The organism is Alkaliphilus crotonatoxidans, assembly GCF_054658015.1.
On record NZ_BAAHXS010000004.1, the window covers coordinates 846,618 to 867,468 of the forward strand.

A 20,851-nucleotide genomic window follows, 5' to 3' on the forward strand; every position below is an offset into this window, starting at 1 on the left:
ACATGAAAAGCCTTTGAAAACAGATAAAAACTTGCTGGATCAAATCATAAGAAAGTGGGTTGAAGGGCATAAAAAGAGCTATGGAAGACCATAGCCCAGGCATATTAAAAGTGGGTATACACAAAAGGTATACCATGCTAGCTTCTTCCCTTCAACGCTTACGAGGTTAGCTGCCGGATTCGGATCGAAAGGTATTTGACCCTACCCTAAAAAGGGATTCACCCCAAAAAATTGGTTCCCCCGCTTCCTAAGAATTCAGCGAAATATTCAATTAAACAGTTGTTGCCATTATAAGTAAATTTATGGTTATCATATTATACTATAAAATAAATTATCGGGTCAATAAAATTACTGAATATTTAATCAAACTTTAATGGATTTTTTATAATACATGGATAGGAAAGGATAAATTAATATAAATTATTGGAAAGTTTTAATATCTGTAATGTATTTTAATAAAGTCTACCCATTTAAAGCTTTTCAAGGGTAGACTTTATTTTATTATTACACCAATTAGAACTACGTAATTTCACTTTGTTTGCCCAATAATTTAAAGAAAAACCGGAAGAACCTATGCTAATTGATTGAAGGTGTATAAAGTTAAGGGCTTTTGATTATTCTATTTTTAGATAGCAAAACTGGTAGAGCAATTATAAAAGAAAGGAACAGGGCTATGAAGGATAAAAACCAACCACCAATTATTCAAGATTTCCAAAGCTCCTATGAAAAGGGATACCGATGTATATTTTATGAAACTGATGAGCGAGATCATTTATTTACAGTATATCTGAAGAATTTTGATACAGAAAACATAAAAATACTGAAATGTAAGGAAGAAGAAGGCGAAGCATTAAAAAATTATATTCAAGAATTAAATTAAAATATTGCTTTATCAATCAGAAAGAAGGAGGAATTTCTTGTGCAGAAGGGGACCATACCAATTAAGAACCAGTTTGGGTTCTTTGAAATTCGTTTAGAAAGTATAGGCGGCCTGGGAGCCAATGTGGCCGGCAAGATCATTGCTGAAGCCGGAGTCGTGGGAATGGGCTTTAATGGTTCAAACTTTGCAAGCTATGGCTCAGAAAAAAAGGGTACACCGGTGAGCGCCTACATTCGTTATTGTGATCATGATCATCCAATACGTATTAATAGTCCGGTGACAGAGCCCCATATTTTAGGGGTTTTTCATGAAAATCTGGTGGCAAGACTGCCCATTACGGCGGGAGTCAAAGCCAATGCCACAGTGGTTATCAATACTGATAAAAGACCAGAGGCTGCCAGGGATTATCTCAGGCTGGCTGGGGGCAGGATAATTACAGTGGATGCCATCCGAATAGCCTATGAAGAAAAGGTAAGAATGAATGCAGTTATGATTGGAGCCATTACCAGGGCCATGGAATTTATGGATAAAGAAGCAATGAAGGAGGCCATTCGAGAAACCCTGGGGAAAAAATATGAAAATCAGTTAAAGGCAAATTTAAGAGGCTTTGAAGCAGGCTACGAACAAATAGAGATAAAGGATTTTGATGAGGATGGAAAATATCCCTTCATCCCCTTTCAAGAGGGAAAGAGCCAATGGGGATATGAAAATGCACCCATCGGCGGCGTTGTTATCGAGGCAGGCAGTAGTATTGTAAAGAACAATCAATCCAGCCGTCAGGGAAAAATTCCATTATTTCATGAAGGAAGATGTATACATTGCGGTATGTGTGAAACCACCTGCCCTGATTATTGCTTTAAATTTGTTCCCAAGGAAGACGATAAAGGGAAAATTCAAATGTACAATTTAGGGCTGGATTACCAGTTCTGCAAGGGATGCTTACGCTGTGTTGACGTCTGCCCGGTGGAGGCCTTAACAGAGGAGCTTGAGGCAGACCATGAGGTGGAAAAGATTACGGCAAAATTGTAAAGGAAGGGAGAAAACAAATGAGACCACAGGAAGCAGTATTTAAAAATGGTAACGAAATGGCTGCCCTGGCGGCAACCCAAATGAATTTTCATGTGATGGGTTACTTTCCAATTACCCCCTCTACTGGTATATCAGAGGAATTAAGTTCCCATAAGGCAGAAGGACATCATGAAATTGTCCTTATACCAGGAGACGGAGAACATGGAGCGGCAGGAATTTGCTATGGTGCAGCGGTGGCTGGAGGAAGGGTCATTAATGCTACCTCTGCCAATGGGTTACTTTACGCATTGGAACAATTGCCCGTTCAATCGGGAACAAGGGCCCCCATGGTGTTAAATGTGGTGGCCAGAAGTGTATCGGGTCCCCTCGATATAAAGGGTGATCACAGTGATATAATGTTCACCTTAAATACCGGATGGATCATTTTAATGGCCAAGGACCCTCAGCGGGTTTACGACTTTAACATCATAGGTACCAAGGTAGCAGAGCATGAAGAGGTAATGCTGCCGGTTATCATTACCAGTGACGGGTTCTTTACCAGTCATCAGAAACGAAGGAACGATATATTCAAAGAAAAGGAGCATGTTCAGGAGTTTATAGGCGAATATCGACCCAAGTATACGGCCCTTGATCCTGAAAATCCTGTTACCATCGGCCCTTACATGAATGAGCCGGACCTGATTAACAATAAGGTACAATTAAGTAAGGCAATGGATCGAGCCTATGAAGTATTGCCAAGGGTTTTTGAAGAATACGGGAGGTTAACGGGAAGATATTATAGTTTATTGGAAACCTATAGAGTAGAGGATGCCGAGGCCTGTCTGTTCATACTAAATTCCTCCTTCGATACGGCCACTGAGGCGGTAGATTTACTTAGAAAGCAAGGGAAAAAGGTGGGGGTTGTTTCAGCCAATGTGATTCGCCCCTGGCCTAAAAACGAGATACAGCAGGTATTTAAAAACGTTAAGGGCCTCTGTGTAGCAGATCGTCAGGAAAGCTACGGAGCCAAGGCTGGAAACATGAGTATCGAGATCAGAGCCACGCTAAAGGATGACCCGGAAAATAAGACACTCATTTTCAGCAGAATCTATGGGCTGGGGGGTAAAGAGCTATATGTAGACGATGCAGTGGCCCTTTTAGAAGAAGCATTGCAGGTGGCAAGGGAAGAAAAAGTAACTAACCCCTTTGATTATGTGGGTGCCTATGAGGGCAATCGGCATTATGAGCCCAAGAAATATGTAGAAAATGTTGTCAGCGATTATTTTGAAAACCATTTAACGGTGGAAAGGGACGAAAAAACCAATACATTATCTGTAAAGGGGGTTAATACTCGAAACCTGACCGTTATGCCCAAGAGAATCGCCCCTGGTCATCAGGCCTGCCCCGGCTGCGGAATATTCCCCAATTTAAACCTCTTTACCAAGGGATTAAAGGGCTATGTTGTATTTTTATTTCAAACAGGCTGTGGAATGGTTGTCACCACCGGTTATCCCTATACATCCTTCAGATCAACCTATATACACAACTTATTTCAAAATGGTTCAGCAACCCTTAGCGGTGTGGTAGAGATGTTCCATGAAAAGCAAAGAAGAGGAGAAATACCAAAGAATTTAGAAATTACCTTCGTCATGGTAAGCGGTGACGGTGGAATGGATATAGGAATGGGGCCAGCCATTGGTACGGCCCTGAGAAACCACAATATGATTATTTTTGAGTACGATAACGGGGGTTATATGAATACAGGCTATCAACTATCCTATACAACACCCCATATGGCAGAGAGTAAGACCTCTATTGTGGGACCCAAGTTCCCAGGTAAAAGTACCTTCCAAAGGGGCGGAAGAAGTACCTTCCATAAGGATACTCCCATGATTATGGCCGGTACCCATATACCCTACATTGCTACTGTAGCTGAGTCTCATCCTGTAGATTATGTAAAAAAGGCTGCCAAGGCTCAATATGTGGCTCAACACGAGGGGCTGGCCTATGTAAAGGCCATTTCAGCCTGTCCTTTAAACTGGAAGAGTCCCCCTGAGGAACAGCGAAGTGTTATCGGTACTGCTGTAGAAAGCTGTTACTTCCCATTATTTGAAATATACCATGGTATTACCAAAATTACCTATGATCCTGAACGATCCAATAAAAAAATGCCTGTTTCAAAATTCTTTAGCCGACTGGGGGTCATGAAGCATTTACTACAGGATGACCATGAAGATCAGTTAATGGCAATTCAACAGGAAATAGATCGTCGGTGGAACCGTTTAAAGGCGATGGACGAAAATCCTTTATTATAATCTAAAATGGCACTCTGCAAAGACCTGTAGGGTGCCTTTTAATTTTATACATTTTTCAATTGAGTTAGTGTACAATGATGAAAGAGGATAATTAAAACATTTTACATAATAGAATTTTTATAATTAAATTAGTACCAGAAATCATCTTAAACAAGCATATTAAGGAGGAAGACTATGAAAACGATTAGATTCAAAAATTTTATAATCGTATTAACAAGTCTATGTATAATTAGTTTGGGTGTTATCGTATATTATAACACTAGGAATAATAGCAATGGAACAAGTGATATTCTAGAGGAACCAAACATTCAATATAATATTCCTAATACTGTATCGGCATTATATATCAACACTGTTGATACTATAGACCAACTAATAGATGAAGCGCAAATTATAATTATGGGTGAAGTAATAAATCAAAGGGAGCATGAAGCAGGCATGTCAATAATAAGCGAAGTTAAAGTTAAAGAGATATATCTAGGAGAGGTAGAGAATGATGTAATTGAAGTATTACAATTAAAAGGCGAGAATGTAGTTAAAGATGATAAAGCTTATGTACTTGCATTAAAAAGGCAAGGAGATATTTACAATCAATATTTTGTTTTAGGTGGGACTCAAGGAATTTTTGAGATTCATGACAATAAACTAGAAGTGCTTGATACAATATTAAAGGATGATATGGAAAAGTATTATACTAATCAAGTAGATGAAGAACCTTTATTTGAATTAGACATTTTATTAGAGAAAATTAATAAAAGTAAAGAAGAATAATTGATAGATAATACCGTGGAAATACAGAATTTTCAAAACCTCTGACGAGTCATTTGTTATGAAAAGATCATTACGCTTGAAAAACCTTTAATAATCTTGTATTGTTAGAGGTTTTTCTTAATTTAATAAGCAATCCTATATAAATTTCCAACTAAAATGGAGGATAAAGACATCCTGTATAGAAATTTAGATTAACTAAATATTTTTATATGGAAAGGATGAAGCCCATTGTTTAAAACCAACAAAGATCGATTAATTATTCAGTCAGTCCAGGGAAAAATTCATAGCCCTAAAGTCATCAGCCCCTATCGGGTTGATTGGAATGGAAGGGCCCAGGTGCTTCCCGCCACCGGAGGAATTACTTATAATGTGAAGGTTGGTGATCCCTGTGTAGGGTGGGTTGGGGATCATGTGGAACCGGGAGTTAGTATTCAAAATGAAAATAGCAATGAAAATGCTGCTTTAAATCTCTTTGCCTGTATTGGCAATGAGGCTAAGGTGATTACCGGCGATGCCAAGGGTGCCACAGGCTATGTTACAGGAAAGCATGGAGGAATTGATCATGTATTAATTTATTTTGAAGAAAAGGAATTGAACAAAATGGCCATTGGGGATACCATTTTAATTAAAGCCCAGGGCCAGGGACTAGCCATTGAAGGCTTCAATGAAGTGACATGTATGAACATTGACCCAGGCCTATTTGAAAGACTGGGAATTAAAGAGTCAGATGGCCAGCTGACGGTGCCGGTGGTAACAGAGATTCCCGCCCATTTAATGGGTTCAGGTATCGGATCTTCTACTGCATTTTCAGGTGATTATGATATTATGACCGGAGACCAGGAGGCCAATGAGGCCTATGGCATTAACAAACTGAGATTCGGTGACCTGGTATTATTGAGGGATTGTGATAATACCAATGGTAGACAGTACTTAAAGGGAGCAGTGTCAATTGGCGTTATTGTCCATAGTGATTGTATCAAATCAGGCCATGGCCCGGGGGTAACGGTGATTATGAGCAGTAAGAAAAACCTAATCAAAGGTATTAAGGATGAAACAGCTAATATAGTACATTTTATGGAATAATAAAGCCCGCCCTCCTAAAATACAATAATTCCATTACTTTTCTGTATCACCAATGTAATGTAGAGGTAAAGGCCAGCTAGTCTGTGCCAATAAATAAAGAAGGGGTTTAAGCCATTAAAACAAGGGTAATTAAACCGATATATGGCTGGTTTTGCCCGGTATTTTATATTTGTATTAAAAGAATATCAAACCACATAATATAGGGTATTAGCAGCAATATGTGGCTTGATATTTTCATCTTTAGCCTTAAAATATCAGGTCTTACAAAATAGCCAAACAAAAAAATAAAAAGGGGAGGAATTAAAATGTATCCGTATATTCCATCTACAGAGGAAACGAAGAAGGAAATGCTTAAAGAAGTAGGTGTCGATAGTATTGAAGCCCTATTTGAGGATATTGACGAAGGCTTGCAGCTAAAACGACCCTTGTCATTACCCCCTCATAAATCCGAGCTGGAGGTTTCAAAGTATATAACCAGGCTGGCGGCTAAAAACCAGAGCCTTGACCAATATACCTCCTTTTTAGGCTGCGGTGCCTATGATCATTACATTCCATCAGCGGTAAAGCATATCATTAGTCGTTCAGAGTTTTATACCGCCTATACCCCCTATCAGCCGGAAATTGCCCAGGGCACCCTTCAGACTATATTTGAATTTCAATCCATGATGTGTGGTTTAACGGGAATGGATGTATGCAACGCCTCTGTTTATGATGGTGCCACAGCCATCTATGAGGCAGCCTATATGGCTATTTCAGCCAATAGAAAAAAAGAAATACTTATATCCAAAAGCCTTCACCCGGAATATAGAAGGGTATTGAAATCCTCCCTGGAAGCATCACGCATTCAATATACAGAGATTGATATGAAGGATGGAACAACCTGCCTCGAAGATTTAAAGCGGAAGCTGAACAAGGATGTCAGCGCAGTGATATATCAAAGCCCTAATTTTTTTGGACTAATAGAAGAGGTAGAAGCATTAACTGCCCTTGCCCATGAAAATAAATCTATTGCCATTTTAAGCACAGACCCCATCTCTTTAGGTCTTTTCAAAACACCGGGAGAAATTGGTGTAGATATAGCAGTTGGTGAAGGTCAGAGCCTGGGAATCCCCCTATCCTTTGGCGGGCCCTATTTAGGCTTTATCACCTCTACAAACAACCTGATCAGAAAGGTACCGGGAAGAATTGCCGGAATCACCAATGATTTAGATGGAAAAAGGGGCTTTGTTTTGACCCTTCAAACCAGAGAACAGCATATCAGAAGGGAAAAGGCAATTTCAAATATCTGTACCAATCAGGCCTTAAACGCCACCGCCGCCACCGTTTATCTTTCACTGGTGGGAAAGGAAGGAATGAAGGAGCTGGCCAGGGTCAACTACAATAAAGCCCACTATGCCTATGAAGAGCTTTTAAAAACAGGGAAATTTAAAGATCCCTTCAATAAACCCTTCTTTAAAGAGTTTGCCTTGATTTATGAAGGTGATGTAGAGGCATTGAATGAATTGTTGTTAAAAAATAAAATTATTGGCGGATATCATGGCACAAGGGAGTATCCTGATCTTAAAAACCTTTGTATCTTTGCAGTAACAGAAAAAAGGACGAAGGAAGAGATTGATACCCTTTGTCAATTAATCAAGGAGGCGAGATAAAATGTACGATAAAATCATCTATGAGCTGTCTCAAAAGGGTAAAAATGGGTTTACCGTGCCTGAAAACGATGTCCCTGATTATGAAATTCCCCATAACCTGACAAGGGAAACCGAAATTGATTTACCTGAAGTAAGTGAGCGTGAGGTTTTTAGCCACTATGTCAATCTATCTGCTAAAAACTATCATATCGATAAAGGATTTTATCCCCTGGGTTCCTGTACCATGAAGTACAACCCCAAAATCAACGAAGACATGGCTCGGCTATCAGGTTTTTCCAATATCCATCCCTACCAGAGAGAGGAAGATGTACAGGGAGCACTGCAACTTATGTATGAGCTTCAGGAAGCCTTGAAGGAAATCACAGGGATGGATGCCTTCACCTTACAGCCTGCCGCCGGGGCCCACGGAGAAAAAACAGGATTAATGATGATCAATGAATACCATAAAAAAAGAGGAGATTACCATCGAGACAAGATTATTGTTCCCGATGCGGCCCATGGTACAAATCCGGCCACCGCCACTATGACAGGCTTTAAGACCATTGAGATCAAATCCAATGAAGATGGGAGCGTCGATATAGAGGCATTGAAGGCAGTGGTAGGCCAAGATACAGCAGGGCTTATGCTGACCAACCCCAGCACACTGGGAATATTTGAAAAAAATATAGAGGAAATCGCTGATATTATCCATGGTGCCGGGGGCCTTTTATATTACGACGGAGCCAACATGAATGCCATTATGGGTTATACCAGGCCAGGTGATATGGGTTTTGATGTGGTTCATTTAAATCTTCATAAAACCTTCACTACACCCCATGGCGGCGGCGGCCCCGGTTCAGGACCGGTAGGAGTAAAATCCATTCTACAGCCCTTCTTACCAGTACCATTGGTAGAAAAGCAGGAAGATCGGTATCTTTTTAACTATGACGTTCCCAATTCCATTGGTAAAATTAAAAGCTTCTATGGCAACTTTGCCATGCTGGTAAGGGCCTACACCTATATTTTAACCATGGGAGCCGACGGATTAAAAGAGGTTAGTGAAATGGCTGTTTTAAATGCTAACTATTTAAAAGAGAAATTGAAAAAGGTCTACGACCTGCCTTATAATGGAGTATGTAAGCATGAATTTGTTTTATCGGGGAAGGGTATGAAGAAAAAATACGGTGTCTCCACAATGGACATTGCCAAGCGATTGATAGATTATGGTATGCATCCCTCATCGGTTTATTTTCCTTTAATTGTAGAGGAGGCCATGATGATCGAGCCTACCGAGACGGAAAGTAAAGAGACCCTGGATGAATATATAGAGGCCATGATCAAAATTGCTAAAGAGGCCGAGGAAAATCCTCAGCTGCTTTATGATGCACCCCATCATTCCCCTGTGAAACGATTAGACGAAGTAAAGGCTGCAAGAAATCCAATTATTAAGTGGCAGGATATTTAAAACCTGTAGGGTAATCCCCGGATAAGGAGGAGTCGACTTGAAGGATTTAGTAATCATTGGCGGTGGGCCAGGGGGGACCGCCGCCGCAGAAAAAGCAGTCAGATTAGGCTGGAAAGTTGCATTAATCGAAAGGGACCAATTGGGTGGTACCTGTTTGAATCGGGGTTGTATTCCAACCAAGGTGCTTTTCCGAAAGGCCGAAATAATTGATACCCTTAATCACATCAGTGAGTATGGCATAGAATTAAAGGGCTTTGAAATTAAGCTGGAGGCCATGAGAAAACGGAAAGAGGAAATTGTTCTAAAACTAAGGGAAGGCCTGGAAAAGCAAATGAACCTTCTTAAGGTAGAGGTAATAAAGGGTGAGGGCAAAATTATTGGACCCAATGAAGTACAGGTGATAGCCAACACTGGGGAAGTCACCACCATTGAAACAAGATATATTCTTATTGCCACCGGCTCTGAGGTGATTATTCCGCCAATTCCCGGAGTAGACCTGCCTGGGGTGGTGACCAGCGATGATTTAATGGATTTAAGCCGAGATATAGAAGAGCTGGTTATTGTAGGGGGCGGTGTAATAGGCCTTGAATGGGCTGTAATCTACAATGCCCTTGGTGCAAAGGTTAAAGTGGTTGAACTGCAAGAAGATATTTTAATGTTTGCCGATAAGGACATTAGAAAGCGACTAAGTGCTTATTTAAAGAAAAAAGGAATAGACTTATTTACCAAACATAAAATTACAGCCATAGAGGAACAGGAATCAAGGCTTGTGGTATACTGTGAAACAAGTAAGGGAACAAAGCAATTAGAGGCAGATACTGTACTGATGGCCATTGGCAGGAGGGCCAGCTGGAAGGGCCTTGATCTGGATTCCCTGGGTATTGAATATGACACCAGGGGAATAAAAATAGATCGTGGCATGAGAACCAATATAGAAAGCATCTATGCCATAGGGGATGTGACAGGAGAATGTCTTTTGGCCCATACTGCTCACCACCAAGGAATTATTGCTGTTGACAATATGGCGGGGGCCAATCGAAAGATTAATTATGACCACATTCCCAGCTGTGTATTTGTCTTGCCCGAGTATGCCAAGGTGGGCTTAACGGAAGAAGAGGCAGCAAAAAGAGGCATATCCTATCGAGTCGGTAAGGCCGCCTTCCTTGGAAATGGTAAGGCCCTGGCCCTTGGAGAAACCGACGGCTATGTGAAAATTATATGTGATGAAGAAGAAACCATTATTGGTGTACAAATTTTAGGGCCCCATGCTTCAGATTTAATCCATGAAGGGCTGTTGGCTGTCAGCAAGGGGCTTAAGATTATAGATATTACCGAAAGCATACATGCCCATCCAACCCTGGCGGAAACCCTGTATGAAGCCGCCAGTAGAATAGAGTAGATTGAAGGAATAGGGCTCTGAAGCTGTAAAGCTGGAGCCCTTTTAGATAGAAAGAATAAAAAAATAAAAAAAGTGATTAAAAAGGTATTGACAGTATTTCTGGAAGGTGGTATAGTAAATAAGTCGCTTCTGACAGGCAATGAAATAGACCTCTCGGAAGAAAAGATTAAAAAAAGAGTTGACAAGATCACCTGGTTGTGATATAGTAGTTAAAGTGCCCCGTTGGTGGCGCCGAGGCCTTGGGCCTTGAATTTACAGGTCTTTGAAAACTGAACAGTATAGATATTAAGCCAGCATATAAAAGTCATTTTAAATGACACCCAGAATTTTTTTTGATTAAGAGTTTGATCCTGGCTCAGGATGAACGCTGGCGGCGTGCCTAACACATGCAAGTCGAGCGGGCTAAATATCTAACATTGAGTATTCGATTTTTTAAGGGGATTGAGCGCCAGCGTCAAGCGCGAATGAAGCCCCTTTGGCAGCGAATGAGGGCTTAACGCCTACAGTGCCAACCATCAGGTGGGAATTGAGTATTGAATGTTAGATATTTAGCTAGCGGCGGACGGGTGAGTAACGCGTGGGCAACCTGCCCTGTACTGAGGGACAACAACGGGAAACCGTTGCTAATACCTCATAATACCTTTTTAAGGCATCTTTTTAAGGTCAAAGATTTATCGGTACAGGATGGGCCCGCGTCTGATTAGCTAGTTGGTGGGGTAATGGCCCACCAAGGCGACGATCAGTAGCCGACCTGAGAGGGTGATCGGCCACACTGGAACTGAGACACGGTCCAGACTCCTACGGGAGGCAGCAGTGGGGAATATTGCACAATGGGCGAAAGCCTGATGCAGCAACGCCGCGTGAGCGATGAAGGCCTTCGGGTCGTAAAGCTCTGTCCTAAGGGAAGAAATTTGACGGTACCTTGGGAGGAAGCCCCGGCTAACTACGTGCCAGCAGCCGCGGTAATACGTAGGGGGCAAGCGTTATCCGGAATCACTGGGCGTAAAGGGTGCGTAGGCGGTCTTACAAGTCAGGGGTGAAAGGCTACGGCTCAACCGTAGTAAGCCTTTGAAACTGTAGGACTTGAGTGCAGGAGAGGAAAGTGGAATTCCTAGTGTAGCGGTGAAATGCGTAGATATTAGGAGGAACACCAGTGGCGAAGGCGACTTTCTGGACTGTAACTGACGCTGAGGCACGAAAGTGTGGGGAGCGAACAGGATTAGATACCCTGGTAGTCCACACCGTAAACGATGAGTGCTAGGTGTTGGGGGTCAAACCTCAGTGCCGCAGCTAACGCATTAAGCACTCCGCCTGGGGAGTACGCTCGCAAGAGTGAAACTCAAAGGAATTGACGGGGACCCGCACAAGCAGCGGAGCATGTGGTTTAATTCGAAGCAACGCGAAGAACCTTACCTGGACTTGACATCCCTCGGACCACTCCTTAATCGGAGTCTTCCCTTCGGGGACTGAGGAGACAGGTGGTGCATGGTTGTCGTCAGCTCGTGTCGTGAGATGTTGGGTTAAGTCCCGCAACGAGCGCAACCCTTGTCTTTAGTTGCCAGCAGTTTGGCTGGGCACTCTAGAGAGACTGCCGGGGATAACTCGGAGGAAGGTGGGGATGACGTCAAATCATCATGCCCCTTATGTTCAGGGCTACACACGTGCTACAATGGCCGATACAAAGGGCAGCGAAGGAGTAATCTGAAGCCAATCCCATAAAGTCGGTCCCAGTTCGGATTGTGGGCTGAAACTCGCCCACATGAAGTTGGAGTTGCTAGTAATCGCGAATCAGAATGTCGCGGTGAATGCGTTCCCGGGTCTTGTACACACCGCCCGTCACACCATGGGAGTCGGAAGCACCCGAAGCCAGCTATCTAACCGTAAGGAGGAAGCTGTCGAAGGTGAAGTCGATGACTGGGGTGAAGTCGTAACAAGGTAGCCGTATCGGAAGGTGCGGCTGGATCACCTCCTTTCTAAGGAGCTTAGGCTTAAGCTATACTGTTTAGTTTTGAAAGACCTAAAAATCTTTCTAAGCGGACTGTCACGAAATTATAAATTTCGGCCAGCTGCTTTTGTTCCTTGAAAACTGCACAATGTTTAAAAGTAAAGCTGAGAATAATACACAGCGTAAGCTGTTGTATGCATCAATTACTCTTTAAGTTAATGTTGATCATTAACTGAACGATTATTAGCATGGTCAAGCTAATAAGGGCAGAGGGTGGATGCCTTGGCACCAGGAGCCGACGAAGGACGTGGTAAGCTGCGATAAGCATCGGGGAGCTGCAAGCAAGCTTTGATCCGGTGATTTCCGAATGGGGAAACCCACTTGAAGTAATGTTCAAGTATCATTTACTGAATCCATAGGTAAATGAAGGTAGACCAGGGGAACTGAAACATCTAAGTACCCTGAGGAAGAGAAAGAAAAATCGATTCCCTTAGTAGCGGCGAGCGAAATGGGATGAGCCCAAACCGATAGGGTTTACTCTATCGGGGTTGCGGACACAGTCTTAAGAAGGCGGCTATTGTAATAGAAGAGGTCTGGAAGGGCCCACCATAGAAGGTAATAGTCCTGTATATGAAACAAGAAGGCCTTTGACTGTGCTCCAGAGTACCACGGGACACGTGAAACCCTGTGGGAAGCTGGGGGGACCACCCCCCAAGGCTAAATACTACCTGGTGACCGATAGCGCATAGTACCGTGAGGGAAAGGTGAAAAGAACCCCGGAAGGGGAGTGAAATAGAACCTGAAACCCTTTGCTTACAAGCTGTGGGAGCACTTTTTATGTGTGACCGCGTACTTTTTGTAGAACGGGCCAACGAGTTATGGTATGAAGCAAGGTTAAGCACTTCAGGTGCGAAGCCGTAGCGAAAGCGAGTCTTAACTGGGCGCTTAGTTTCATGCCATAGACCCGAAACCAGGCGACCTACCCATGGACAGGATGAAGCGGAAGTAAAATTTCGTGGAGGTCCGAACCGATTGACGTTGAAAAGTCACCGGATGAGCTGTGGGTAGCGGTGAAATTCCAATCGAGCTTGGAGATAGCTGGTTCTCGCCGAAATAGCTTTAGGGCTAGCCTCAGGTTTAGAGATGCGGAGGTAGAGCACTGAATGGTCTAGGGGCCTTCACCGGTTACCAAAACCTATCAAACTCCGAATGCCGTTATCTTTTACCTGGGAGTCAGACTGCGAGTGATAAGATCCGTAGTCAAGAGGGAAACAGCCCAGACCATCAGCTAAGGTCCCTAAGTATACGTTAAGTGGAAAAGGATGTGGAGTTGCACAGACAACCAGGATGTTGGCTTAGAAGCAGCCACTCATTTAAAGAGTGCGTAATAGCTCACTGGTCGAGTGATTCTGCGCCGAAAATGTCCGGGGCTCAAACGTATCACCGAAGCTATGGATGCTGACGTAATCATTAGTACTTTTATGATCCAATGCTGACGCATGAGGACATTTAGCGAAAACAAACTTAGCCATCCGCTAGGATTAAATCAAAGTTTTCGCCAAATACCTTAAGCAAAGCTATTTATGAAAGTAGTAATGATTACGTCAGCGTGGTAGGCGAGCATTCTGTAAGGGTTGAAGCTGTACCGGAAGGAGCAGTGGACTTTACAGAAGAGAGAATGTTGGCATGAGTAACGAGAGGCAGGTGAGAATCCTGCCCGTCGAAAACCTAAGGTTTCCTGAGGAAGGTTCGTCCGCTCAGGGTTAGTCGGGACCTAAGCCGAGGCCGAAGGGCGTAGGCGATGGACAACAGGTTGAGATTCCTGTACCACCTGTAATCGCTTGAGAGATGGGGTGACACAGTAGGATAGGTCATGCGCACCGTTGGTTGTGTGCGTCTAAGCTGGTAGGGAGTTAGGATAGGCAAATCCGTCTTAACATATCCTGAGAAGTGATGGGGAGCGAAATTTAAGTAGCGAACTGATTGATTCCACACTGTCAAGAAAAGCCTCTATCGAGATTATTAGGTGCCCGTACCGCAAACCGACACAGGTAGGTGAGGAGAGAATCCTAAGACGAACGGGAGAACTATTGTTAAGGAACTCGGCAAAATGACCCCGTAACTTCGGGAGAAGGGGTGCCGGAATAGGTGAAGGATTTACTCCGTAAGCCTGATCCGGCCGCAGAGAATAGGCCCAAGCGACTGTTTAGCAAAAACATAGGTCTCTGCTAAGTCGAAAGACGACGTATAGGGGCTGACGCCTGCCCGGTGCTGGAAGGTTAAGGGGAAGTGTTAGGGCAACCAAAGCACAGAACTTAAGCCCCAGTAAACGGCGGCCGTAACTATAACGGTCCTAAGGTAGCGAAATTCCTTGTCGGGTAAGTTCCGACCCGCACGAAAGGCGTAACGATTTGGGCACTGTCTCAACAATAGACCCGGTGAAATTGTAATACCAGTGAAGATGCTGGTTACCCGCGACAGGACGGAAAGACCCCGTGGAGCTTTACTGTAGCTTGACATTGGATTTTGGTACTACATGTACAGGATAGGTGGGAGACTTAGAAGCCAGAACGCCAGTTTTGGTGGAGTCATCCTTGGGATACCACTCTTGTAGTACTGAAGTTCTAACCATAGACCGTGAATCCGGTCTTGGGACACTGTCAGGTGGGCAGTTTGACTGGGGCGGTCGCCTCCTAAAAAGTAACGGAGGCGCCCAAAGGTTCCCTCAGCACGGTCGGAAATCGTGCGTAGAGTGCAAAGGCATAAGGGAGCTTGATTGCGAGACATACAGGTCGAGCAAGGACGAAAGTCGGGCTTAGTGATCCGGTGGTTCCGAGTGGAAGGGCCATCGCTCAACGGATAAAAGCTACCCCGGGGATAACAGGCTTATCTCCCCCAAGAGTCCACATCGACGGGGAGGTTTGGCACCTCGATGTCGGCTCATCACATCCTGGGGCTGTATTAGGTCCCAAGGGTTGGGCTGTTCGCCCATTAAAGTGGTACGCGAGCTGGGTTCAGAACGTCGTGAGACAGTTCGGTCCCTATCCGTCGCGGGCGTAGGAAATTTGAGAGGAGCTGTCCTTAGTACGAGAGGACCGGGATGGACATACCTCTGGTGTACCAGTTGTTCTGCCAAGGGCATCGCTGGGTAGCTATGTATGGCAGGGATAAGTGCTGAAGGCATCTAAGCACGAAGCCCCCCTCAAGATAAGATTTCCCATCCGAAAGGAGTAAGACCCCAGACAGACTATCTGGTTGATAGGTCGGAGGTGTAAGTGCAGTAATGTACTGAGCTGACCGATACTAATAGGTCGAGGGCTTGACCAAAAAATATATTCAGCTTACTTGACATTGTGTGGTTTTGAAGGAACAACCTTCAACAACAGTATAAAATTATGCCGTGACAATAGCGAAGGGGTCACACCTGTTCCCATCCCGAACACAGTAGTTAAGCCCTTCTGCGCTGATGGTACTTGGAGGGTAGCCTCCTGGGAGAGTAGGACGTTGCGGCATAATTTTATTTTTTGCCCTTTCATTTTGTTTGAAGGGTTTTTTTGTGCCTGTGAAAATTCTTAATCTAATCCATCTATGGTTTTAAAACGAGCGATCACTTGTACATATGCTTGAATTAATATATAATGATTTCAGTAAATGATGTTTTTTATTGATTTCTCATGATCTTGATACTATACCATTGAAATTAAAGTAAAAGGGCTGGTGATTCACATGAATGGCGAGGAAAGAAGAATAGCAATTGTAGACAGATTACAGCAGGTAAATAAACCTGTCAAAGGAACAGCCCTGGCTCAAGGCTTTGGGGTCTCCCGACAGGTAATCGTTCAGGATATAGCCATTCTGAGGGCCCAAGGGACAGAAATTATTGCAACCCCCCAGGGATATGTTCTACTTAAGCATAATAAGGATAAACTATTGAAAACAATTATTACTAAACACCAGAACTATGAACAGATGGAGGAAGAGCTTCAGGTTATGATAGATAACGGTGCTCGAATTATTGATGTAATTGTAGAACATCCTCTATATGGGGAAATTAGAAGTATTATAGATATCAGCTATAAAACAGAGCTAGAGGAGTTTATGAATAAAATTCGATCAGAAAAGGCAGAGCCCCTTTCATCCTTAACCGATGGTGTTCACTTTCATACCCTTGAAGTACCTGATGAAGACAGCTACAACCGAATAAAAAAGGTTCTTCAAGAAAAAGGGTACTTGATTGAAGCGTGAAGCTGTGATATATTTTTACTATTAGGTGACAAGACAGCTGAATTTACACCACTTACATTTATTGATTTCAGGGGAGGCTAGGCAGTGAAAAATAATAAATTTTCTTTGAAGGACTATTTAACAAAGGCACTCAATGGAATGGCACTGGGGCTATTTTCATCACTCATTATTGGGGTGATACTAAAGCAAATCGGTGAATTGTCGGGAATACAGACACTTATAGAATTCGGGCAGGTTGCTCAGTATTTAATGGGTCCGGCCATAGGAGCAGGAGTGGCCTATGCTGTAGGAGCACCAGCCTTGGCTATTTTTGCATCAATTATTACCGGGGCCATAGGAGCCGGTACAGCTTATCAAAATGAAGCAGGAATTTATTTAATAAGGATAGGAGAACCGGCCGCCGCCTTCGTGGCAGCCCTTGTGGGTGCTGAGGTGGGGAAATTAATTGCAGGTAAAACAAAGGTGGATATTGTTTTGGTTCCAGCCATGACAATTGCAGCAGGGGCCATGGCGGGTATACTGATGGGCCCAGCTGTTCAGGCCCTAATGTCGGGCCTTGGCAGTATTATTAACCAAGCGACGGTTCAAAGGCCCATTCCCATGGGAATAATCGTTTCAGTAGTTATGGGGATGGTTCTCACTATGCCAATCAGCAGTGCAGCCCTGGCAATTTCTTTAGGTTTGAGCGGCTTGGCGGCAGGAGCTGCCACAGTTGGATGTGCAGCTCAAATGATCGGCTTTGCAGTGGCAAGCTATCGGGAAAATGGTCTTGGAGGGTTGATTGCCCAGGGATTAGGTACCAGTATGCTGCAGGTGCCAAACATTATTAAAAACCCTCTCGTTTGGATTCCTCCAACCTTGGCCAGCGCCCTGCTGGGGCCCATAGCCACGACAATTTTAAAGATGGAAAACAATAGTGTGGGAGCAGGAATGGGAACCAGTGGGCTGGTAGGTCAATTTGGAACCTTCACCAGTATGGTTGTGGAGAATGGAGATCAGGCTGTATTGGTATTGCTGAAGATGGGGTTAATACATTTTCTGTTGCCGGCTCTATTCACCTTGGTAATAGCTGAATTGATGAGAAAAAAGAATTGGATCAAGCCGGGAGATATGAAATTAGAGCAGCAATCTTAAAAATTTAATAATTTAAATGTACAGGATAATTTGTAATATACCAATTCCGATAGTATAATTAAAAATACTATCGGAGTTTTTTTGGGGTAAAAAATAATATTATATAATAACGAGGAGGGAAGCCCTTGAAGAAAAAACAAAAAGTGATTGTAACTTTAATTGCAGCTTATTAATTACTTTATTTTTATTTTTCAATCAACTGGTAAATATGATTACAGACTATCAATGGTTTAACGATTTAGGCTATGCATCGGTATTTACTCAAAAAATGACCAGCCAGTTAAAAATAGCAGTTCCTGTTTTCATTCTGTTTTTTTTAATAAGCTATTATTATTTAAGGTCATTAAAGAAAAACTACTATGACAAAATCCAATCCTATCATATATCGGTCAGTGAAGGATTACTGAATAAGATTATTGTCCTTCCATCTATATTGATGGGCTTGATCGCCTCATCACTCATTAGCAGTAGATGGCTTGATATTTTAGTTTATCAAAACGCCAACAGCTTTGATATCGTTGATCCTATATTTAATAAGGATATTTCCTTCTATTTATTTAAATTGCCCCTGCTTAAAGAGATGATGGCAATTTTTATGGTACTTTTGTTTTTAATGGTAATATTAACTGTAGTTTTTTATTTCTTAATCATAACCTTTAGAAGGCCGACCCTGTATGAGGTAGATGGTAAATTTAAGTGGAGAAATAATTTACTTCGGGATCTTTTGCAGGTAGCTTTAAAGCAGTTGGTAATTGTTTCAGCAGTTTTTTTTATAATACTAGCCATTGATTTTTACCTAGGGGCCTATGATATTATGTTCGCCCAGGGGGCAGAACGGGGTGTTATCTTTGGCCCGGGGTATACTGAAGTGTTGGTTAATTTAAAGCTCTACCGAGTACAATTGGTTATTTCACTGCTTACTGCCCTAGGAATCCTGTGGGCCTATAGAAAAAAACAATTAAAGCTGGCAATAATCGGTCCCCTAAGCCTGATTTTGATCACAATTATTGGGAATATCGTTGCGGGGGCGGTAGATAACTTAGTCGTTACGCCAAACCAAAGGGCCAAGCAGCTTCCCTTTATTGAAAATAACATAGCATATACAAGAATGGCCTATGATTTAGATAAAATACAGGTTCAGGAATTTCAAGTGAAAGATGGTCTTACAATCCAAGACATACAAAACAATAAGGAAACCATTAATAACATCAGATTAAATGATTATCGACCCACAATAGAGAGCTTCAATCAGCTCCAGGCCATACGGTTTTATTATCAGTTTCTGGATGTAGATATCGACCGTTATTTGATTAACGACAGCTATACCCAAGTATTTTTAGGGCCAAGGGAGTTAAACATTGAGCTGTTCGATGATAATGCCCGCAATTGGATCAATCAGCATTTGAAGTACACCCACGGCTATGGTGTGGCCCTTTCTCCGGTGAATGCGGTTACCAGCCAAGGGCAGCCTCAATTATCTATAAGAAATATTCCCCCTGTCAGTGATATTGACATACAGATAGAAAGACCTGAAATCTATTTTGGTGAGTTAACCAATCACTATATCGTTGTCAATACCCAGGAGAAGGAATTTGATTATCCCGTAGGAAATGATAATGCCGAGACAATGTATGAAGGAAGTGCCGGAATCCCGCTTAACTTCCTTAATCGTTTGCTCTACAGCTATCGGGAAGGAACAATGAAGCTGTTGCTTTCAGGAAGTATTACCTCTGAAAGTAGAATCATAACCCATCGAAATATCCATGAGAGGGCAAATTTAATTGCACCCTTTATTCAGTATGATGAAGACCCCTATATTGTCATTAATGAGGGAAGACTCTATTGGATCATAGATGGTTATACAGCTTCCAACAGGTTCCCCAATGCCACTCCCTTTGGGGAGGATGGAGTAAACTATATGAGAAATTCCGTAAAGGTTGTTATTGATGCCTATCATGGAGATGTAAAATACTATATTGCAGATGAAACAGACCCCATTATCAAAACCTATGAAAAAATTTTTCCTGAACTGTTTCAGCCCTTAGATCATATGGATGAGGGACTGAGGGCTCACATCAGATATCCTCAGGATTTATTTGATCTACAGTCTCAGGTGTACGGTATTTATCATATGACTAACCCCAATGTCTTTTATAATCAAGAGGATGTATGGCATTTAGCCTATGAAAAATATTATGAGCTGGAGCAGCCTGCAGAATCACAATATATGGTTATGAAGCTCCCCAATGAGGAAAGGGAAGAATTTGTTTTGACTGTAAATTATACCCCTCGAAATCTTAGCAACCTAACAGCCATTTTGGCAGCCAGGAATGACGGAGCCCATTATGGTGAAATCATCGCTTACCAACTGCCTAAGGACCGAAATATCTCAGGCCCCATGCAAATAGAGGGGAAAATCGATTCTGAACCCAATATAGCTTCCAGCCTTTCCCTATGGGGAGAAGGCGGCTCTGAGGTGATACGAGGGAATATGCTGGTGATACCCATAGAGGAAAGCCTACTGTATGTAGAGCCCCTTTATATTCAATCGACAAATCAAATCAGTATTCCGTCGGTGAAGCAGGTATTTGTAGCCTACGAAGACCAGGTAGTGATGGCGGATACCTTGGAGCTAGCTTTACAGAAGATTTTCGGTGAAGCAGCACCTCCTGATCAAGAAGACCAATCAAAAATCCCCGGAATTGATTTCGAGGAAGACATTGAAACAATAAAAATATTGATCGAAAAGGCAAATGAAGCTTATGATAAGGCCCAGGAAGCCCTGCAGAGGGGAGATTGGACAACCTATGGCAGCCATTTGAGCGAGCTGGAGGATATTTTGAAAAAACTGAAGCAGGAAAGTTATTCATAAAAAAACCTATGGCTAAGGCCAATAGGTTTTTTTATGAAAGTTTACATTAGTCATTAAATATCTATTATAATAGAGTTGGAAAAATTAATATAAAGGAGTTAGGTCC

General features: G+C 42.6%; 11 protein-coding genes, 3 rRNA genes and 1 riboswitch. All 14 genes read left to right on the forward strand.

Annotated elements, in window-relative coordinates; all coding sequences use genetic code 11:
- Positions 1-140: 140 nt before the first annotated feature.
- Positions 141-271, reverse strand: a riboswitch (cyclic di-AMP (ydaO/yuaA leader).
- A gap of 339 nt (positions 272-610) precedes the next feature.
- The 14 genes from ACYQ1I_RS06600 (at position 611) to ACYQ1I_RS06665 (ending at position 20,745) form a co-directional block, all read left to right on the forward strand.
- Positions 611-880, forward strand: coding sequence for a hypothetical protein (locus ACYQ1I_RS06600; protein ID WP_459763584.1), 270 nt, complete (start codon positions 611-613; stop codon positions 878-880).
- Positions 881-919: 39 nt separating this feature from the next.
- Positions 920-1,909 (forward strand): 2-oxoacid:acceptor oxidoreductase family protein, encoded by a 990-nt coding sequence (locus tag ACYQ1I_RS06605; RefSeq protein WP_459763586.1) that lies wholly within the window; start codon positions 920-922, stop codon positions 1,907-1,909.
- Between the two features lie 17 nt (positions 1,910-1,926).
- Complete coding sequence (locus ACYQ1I_RS06610; protein WP_459763588.1) at positions 1,927-4,203, forward strand: thiamine pyrophosphate-dependent enzyme; 2,277 nt, start codon at positions 1,927-1,929, stop codon at positions 4,201-4,203.
- Positions 4,204-4,377: 174 nt separating this feature from the next.
- Positions 4,378-4,974 (forward strand): hypothetical protein, encoded by a 597-nt coding sequence (locus ACYQ1I_RS06615; protein WP_459763590.1) that lies wholly within the window; start codon positions 4,378-4,380, stop codon positions 4,972-4,974.
- 228 nt (positions 4,975-5,202) lie between these two features.
- Positions 5,203-6,057, forward strand: coding sequence for a DUF4438 domain-containing protein (locus ACYQ1I_RS06620; protein WP_459763592.1), 855 nt, complete (start codon positions 5,203-5,205; stop codon positions 6,055-6,057).
- Between the two features lie 305 nt (positions 6,058-6,362).
- Entirely contained in the window at positions 6,363-7,706 is a 1,344-nt protein-coding gene (gene gcvPA, locus ACYQ1I_RS06625) for an aminomethyl-transferring glycine dehydrogenase subunit GcvPA (protein WP_459763594.1), read from the forward strand.
- Position 7,707: 1 nt separating this feature from the next.
- Positions 7,708-9,150, forward strand: a complete 1,443-nt coding sequence (gene gcvPB, locus ACYQ1I_RS06630; RefSeq protein ID WP_459763596.1) for an aminomethyl-transferring glycine dehydrogenase subunit GcvPB — start codon at positions 7,708-7,710, stop codon at positions 9,148-9,150.
- A gap of 37 nt (positions 9,151-9,187) precedes the next feature.
- Positions 9,188-10,549, forward strand: a complete 1,362-nt coding sequence (gene lpdA / locus ACYQ1I_RS06635; RefSeq protein WP_459763598.1) for a dihydrolipoyl dehydrogenase — start codon at positions 9,188-9,190, stop codon at positions 10,547-10,549.
- A 332-nt stretch (positions 10,550-10,881) separates the two neighbouring features.
- Positions 10,882-12,522: ribosomal RNA gene (locus ACYQ1I_RS06640) — 16S ribosomal RNA — on the forward strand.
- A gap of 222 nt (positions 12,523-12,744) precedes the next feature.
- Positions 12,745-15,821, forward strand: a 23S ribosomal RNA gene (locus tag ACYQ1I_RS06645).
- A 69-nt stretch (positions 15,822-15,890) separates the two neighbouring features.
- Positions 15,891-16,007, forward strand: a 5S ribosomal RNA gene (gene rrf, locus ACYQ1I_RS06650).
- Together the 16S, 23S and 5S rRNA genes form the textbook arrangement of a ribosomal RNA operon.
- A 213-nt stretch (positions 16,008-16,220) precedes the next feature.
- A complete protein-coding gene (locus ACYQ1I_RS06655) occupies positions 16,221-16,739 on the forward strand; it encodes a transcription repressor NadR (protein ID WP_459765308.1) in 519 nt (172 codons plus the stop codon).
- An 84-nt stretch (positions 16,740-16,823) separates the two neighbouring features.
- Positions 16,824-17,873 carry a PTS sugar transporter subunit IIC gene (locus ACYQ1I_RS06660; protein ID WP_459763600.1) on the forward strand — a complete coding sequence of 350 codons (1,050 nt, stop codon included), beginning with the start codon at positions 16,824-16,826 and terminating at the stop codon, positions 17,871-17,873.
- Between the two features lie 208 nt (positions 17,874-18,081).
- A complete protein-coding gene (locus ACYQ1I_RS06665) occupies positions 18,082-20,745 on the forward strand; it encodes a UPF0182 family membrane protein (protein WP_459763602.1) in 2,664 nt (887 codons plus the stop codon).
- Positions 20,746-20,851 lie beyond the last annotated feature (106 nt).